A 4,925-nucleotide genomic window follows, 5' to 3' on the forward strand; every position below is an offset into this window, starting at 1 on the left:
CCGCGGCTCTTTCCGTCGGGCCATAGGGGGTCTCCTTCTTCCCTACTATGCCCCGCCACACACGAAATTCCTGACAGTCCCGGCGAGGGAGGCGTTATGGGCCAGGTTCTGCACGGCTGCGCCCGCACGACAGAGGCAGTTCGTCGCGCGATCCAGCTACAGCAAGAAAGCGTAAGAGCGCTCGCCAGGCGCTACGGCGTCAGCCCCACCACTATCCAGAAATGGCGCAAGCGCTCGACGACCGCGGACGCCCGCATGGGACCGAAGGAGCCTCGCTCTTCCATTCTGACGCTCGAGGAGGAGGCCATCGTTGTCGCTTTCCGTCGACACACCCTGCTGTCGCTGGATGACTGCCTCTACGCCCTGCAGCCCACCATCCCGCATCTGACCCGCTCGACGCTGCACCGCTGCCTGGAGCGCCATGGCATCAGCCGCTTGTCCCAGGTCGGCGGCGACAAGCCACCCAAGCAGCGCTTCGCCACCTATCCGATCGGCTACTTCCACATCGATCTGGCTGAGGTCAGCACAGCCGAAGGCAAGCTGCGTCTCTTCGTCGCCATCGATCGCACCAGCAAGTTCGTCTTTGTCCGTCTCGTCGAGAGCGCTGGAAAGATGGAAGCGGCGGACTTCCTGCGCGACCTGATCAAAGCCATCCCTTACCGCATCCACACCGTGCTGACCGACAACGGCGTGCAGTTCACCGCACGCAAGCAGGACATCTGGGACACCCAGCACATCTTCGACCGGGTCTGCGACGAGCACGACATCAAGCACAAGCTGACCAAGGTGAACCACCCCTGGACCAACGGCCAGGTCGAGCGGATGAACCGCACCATCAAGGAGGCGACCGTCAAGCGCTTCCACTACGACAGCCACGAGCAGTTCCGCGCCCACCTGCAGCTCTTCGTCGACGCCTACAATCATGCCCGCCGCCTGAAGACACTGCGCGGCCTCACACCTGCCGAATTCATCCATCAATGCTGGACGAAAGAGCCCGAACGCTTCAGGCTCAATCCGTCACACCACACTCCGGGACCATACACTTCGTCTCGCTGAACTCGCCCTGGACCCACCTGGGCGCCGCCCGGCTGGAAGCGATGGTGGCACGCCACAACGCGACGCTGAGCATCTACCCTGTGGAGTTCAGCACCATCTTCTCCGCCTCGGGCGGGCTGCCGTTGCCGAAGCGCTCGCCCCAGCGTCAAGCCTACCGCATGCAGGACTTGGCCCGATGGCGGGATCACCTGAGCATCCCCATCCACCTCCGGCCTCGTTTCTTCCCGGCCGACGAGGGGCTCGCCGCCCGGTGCGTCATTGCCGCGCGCGAGACCATCGGAGATGGCCCGGCCATCGCCCTGGCGCACGGTGTGCTGAAGGCACTCTGGGAGGAGGAGCGCGACACCGGCAACCGGGAAGTCCTGGCAACGCTCATCGGCAAAGTGGGCCTCGATGCCACGTCTTTGCTGGCGCTGGCGGCACAGGAGCAGTGGGCGGAGCAGCGGGCCCGTGACACGCTGGACGCGCTGGCGCGGGGCGTTTTCGGTGCACCGAGCTACGTGGCCGGCGAGGAGATCTTCTGGGGGCAGGACCGTCTGGAGTTCTTGGATCGCCGCCTGGCGAAGGGGTGATCCTGCTGCAGAGGCTGGGACCCCGGTGACGTCCTCTGCCGCTCGCGCCTGCGGGGACCGGCGCCGCCGGGACGGGCCGCGGAAGCGGGCGGGGATGTGTTCCTCCCGCCCGCTTTGTCCTGTCTCAGGTGCTCGCGCGCTCGCGGACGGTCTTCCGCTTGCCGGGCTGGCTGATCTCCACCTCATCGCGCCGCACGGTCTCGCGCACGGTCTGGACCTGCTGCGTGCGCTCCGTCCGCACGACGATCTCCTCGCGCAGGCGGGCCCGCTTGCTGACCACGGGCACCTCGACGGTCTCCACCACCTCGACCGTCATCTCGGTGAGGATCTCGCCGGTGATCTTGTCACTCACCGGACGGCGGCGCTCGACCACGACCCGCTCTCTCTGCAGCGTCACCTGCTCCTCGACCTCGGTCTCGACGACGTAGCGTCGGACGCGGGCGGTGCCGCTGTTCTCCGTGCGCTTGGTGACCTCGAGCACCTCCTCGCCCAGGGGGATGACCTCCTCCTCGCTGGTGGGAGACCTTGCGCCGGACGCGGGAGTCTGGCGGCCCTGCTGAAGCCCCTGCATCGCTCCCGTCCAGGGCCATAGGAACATGTCGGTGAAGGCGCTGGACGAGAGGCGCACCGCCGAGGGGGCCCTCTCCTCAGCGGGGGGAGTGGCGCCCACGAGGCGCGTGACCTTGCGCGTCGCGTCGGCCACGACGTTCAGCGGTATGCCCGCCGTCTCGACGACGTGGTTGGCAGCCTCACGAGTGCGGCGTGCCGCCAGTTCCTTCTCCTGCTGCTGACGCGCCGCAGCCTCCGCTTCCAGCTCGGCTTGCTCGCGCTCCCGGCGGGCCTTGGCCCGGCGCTCCTCGGCCTCGTCCTGCTTGGCCTGCTCGACCTCGGCGATGCCCGCCTCCATCTTTTCGGCAACCTCCTGGACCTGCTCCGCGCTGAGCGCATTCCGCACGGCGGGTAGGAGCTCCTTCTTCTCGTCGCGGGAGTGCTGGCGGTAAGCCTTCTGCAGCTCGCTGAGGAGCGGGATGAACGCCTCGCCATTCTTCGGCAGCGCGTCGAGGTCGGTCAGCCGCGCCCGGAGGTTCTTGTTGTCCGTGATAGCCTCAGCCACGAGCCCCTTGGTCTCCGAGTTCTTCCGGAGCAGCGGGAAGAGGAACTCCTCCTCGAGTTTAGCGTGCAGCTCGAGCTCGGCCTTGAGTTCCGCGAAGAGCTTCTCGCGGGTCTTCAAGGCGCCCTCCGAGGTATCGGAGAGCCTGGCGAACAGATCGTTCACCTTGGTGGAGCCTTCTTGCATCAGGGTACGGAGTGACACTGGGTAATCCTTCGAGTGTTGCCGCCCCGCCCCAGCGCCAGACAACGTCCCCGACTGAGGGAGCAAGGTCGGCGGCGGAGGGCAGCAGGGCGGTAGAATTTCGCGCAGTCGGTCGGGCAGGGCTCAGCCCTGGAACCTTCGCGCCGCCGTGGGCGCAGCAATGCGGCCAACTGATCGGTCAGCGGCGCGGACGCCTGCTGCACCTATTGGAGGGCGGCCTCTTGGAGAGCAGTCGCCTTCACTCGGTCCGCTCCTGCGGCTTGCAACAATACCTGTACGGGCCGCGTGGTCGGCGAAGCAAGGTTTTCGTTGCGCTGCAGCATCACGGTGCAGTGTTGGTTACCGGCTCACACCTGTGCTTTCAGGAAATCGCAGTTGGACCTAAGAACTAACGGCGAGTTCTTCGATTTCTAGCACACGGCAGACCAGCATGGTGTCGTAGGCGATATTTTCCTGCAGGAGCGCCGCAATGCACCGCGTGTCATCCCTGAAGGGCTGAGAGGTGAAGACGTTGCTCAGCAGAAGCTTCCTGCTAGACGTATGTCGCTGGACCAAGCCAAACTTCAACAACCGGGCGGAGAACTCGCACCGGTCAATACGCCCCACGGAACGCTAGATGCGGCGGCTCAAGTCGCGCGAGCAGGCGCAGCGGTTCCCCTCGGCACATGGACCTGAGGCCCATCTCACTGCCGCAATTTGCGCCAGCATAATTGTAGGACGGCCGTTTTGACGATGTCAGCGAGCTGCACCAGAGAATCAGCCAATGCCAACGCCATCTTGTATATGTTCCTGCACCAGTACATATACATGGTAGGTAAAAGGCCACCGGTGCTAAACAGCCAGTGATGGCCTGCTAATCCAACAAGCCTCGATAGCAACGGGTGAGTAGTCCGAGCAGGGCCCATCCAATGCGTCGTCTTGCGAAAACTTCGCTGCAGCGACCGCCAGCCTCCGCCAGACGTCCTACCCGACCTTGCAACGCGGCCCTGTGCAGTGCCACAGGCCGTCGCCTGCGTCCGTGTTTATCACTTCCCGAAGGATATCGACATGGCCAAGGAACAGAAACGCGGCGATCGGGAGGTCAAGAAGCCAAAGTCGAGCAAAGCCGCGACTGCGCCCACTGTGCCAATCCTAGTCAGCAAGGGCGTACAGTCTCTCGTTTCTCCAAAGAAGGCTTGAGATGCCTGGCCTGCCAGCGAGCGCACCAGAGTAGCATCTAAAGCGGACCTGCAGGCTGCCGGAGCAGCATAACCACTGAGCAAGCCCGCCTGCGATTTGCTACCAAACCGTCGGACGGCACCGATCTCCACCCCTGGAGCGCGATCCAGCAGGACGGTGCGACACTTGGTGAGTTCTAGCTGGAGCGGAATATCATTGGTGTGCCCGACCCTATCTGTCGCTCGTTAAACTTCTCTTCATCACCAACGCGCTTTCTATTCAAGTCCATCCCAACATGCCTTCGCCCGCCCCAGTGGATTCCTACGAGGCAAGTCGGAGGCATGGTACATCCTCACTGCAGCAGAGGGCGCTCAGGTCGCTCCTGGCCTGCGCCAGAGCCTCGATCGGTGCAGCTACGCAGTGCGATCTATGATGGCCAATTGTGGATCAATCTGCGCTGAGCAGCCCGGCTGCATAACGCCAGCAACGTCGCTCCACACCATATACCAGGGAACAGAACCATCATGACAGCCAAAGAGGTTCGCTTCGGCGACGACGCGCGTAAGCGCATGATACGCGGCGTTGATGTCCTTTCTGATGCTGTGAAGGTGACGCTGGGTCCGAAGGGCCGCAATGTCGTCATCGACAAGTCTTTCGGTGCGCCGCGCATCACCAAGGACGGCGTGACGGTCGCCAAGGAAATCGAGCTGTCTGACAAGTTCGAGAACATGGGCGCGCAGAGACCTTGTTGCACGGACTGGCGGCTTGGAGGTGGAGGCCCGGGAAGTTACGGGTCGGGTCTCTGTCCCTGCAGTTTGGATGCC

General features: G+C 63.9%; 4 protein-coding genes. 3 read left to right on the forward strand and 1 reads right to left on the reverse strand.

Annotated elements, in window-relative coordinates; genetic code table 11:
• The first annotated feature begins 96 nt into the window (after nucleotides 1–96).
• Both EBE87_RS27535 and EBE87_RS27540 read left to right on the forward strand, forming a co-directional pair.
• Nucleotides 97–1,056 carry an IS481 family transposase gene (locus tag EBE87_RS27535; protein WP_120640947.1) on the forward strand — a complete coding sequence of 320 codons (960 nt, stop codon included), beginning with the start codon at nucleotides 97–99 and terminating at the stop codon, nucleotides 1,054–1,056.
• Nucleotides 1,057–1,097: 41 nt separating this feature from the next.
• Nucleotides 1,098–1,628, forward strand: coding sequence for a 2-hydroxychromene-2-carboxylate isomerase (locus tag EBE87_RS27540; RefSeq protein ID WP_233553472.1), 531 nt, complete (start codon nucleotides 1,098–1,100; stop codon nucleotides 1,626–1,628).
• Between the two features lie 124 nt (nucleotides 1,629–1,752).
• Here the strand turns inward: EBE87_RS27540 and EBE87_RS27545 are convergent, their stop codons facing one another.
• The gene (locus EBE87_RS27545) at nucleotides 1,753–2,904 is read right to left on the reverse strand and encodes a DUF2382 domain-containing protein (RefSeq protein ID WP_199707999.1); all 1,152 of its coding nucleotides are present in this window, start codon (nucleotides 2,902–2,904) and stop codon (nucleotides 1,753–1,755) included.
• Between the two features lie 1,721 nt (nucleotides 2,905–4,625).
• On the opposite strand from EBE87_RS27545, the gene EBE87_RS27555 reads away from it, so the two are divergent.
• Nucleotides 4,626–4,925 (forward strand): TCP-1/cpn60 chaperonin family protein (locus EBE87_RS27555; protein ID WP_302466820.1); only part of this gene is annotated, 300 nt, incomplete at its 3' end.

This window comes from Teichococcus wenyumeiae, assembly GCF_003696345.1.
Classification (GTDB): domain Bacteria; phylum Pseudomonadota; class Alphaproteobacteria; order Acetobacterales; family Acetobacteraceae; genus Pseudoroseomonas; species Pseudoroseomonas wenyumeiae.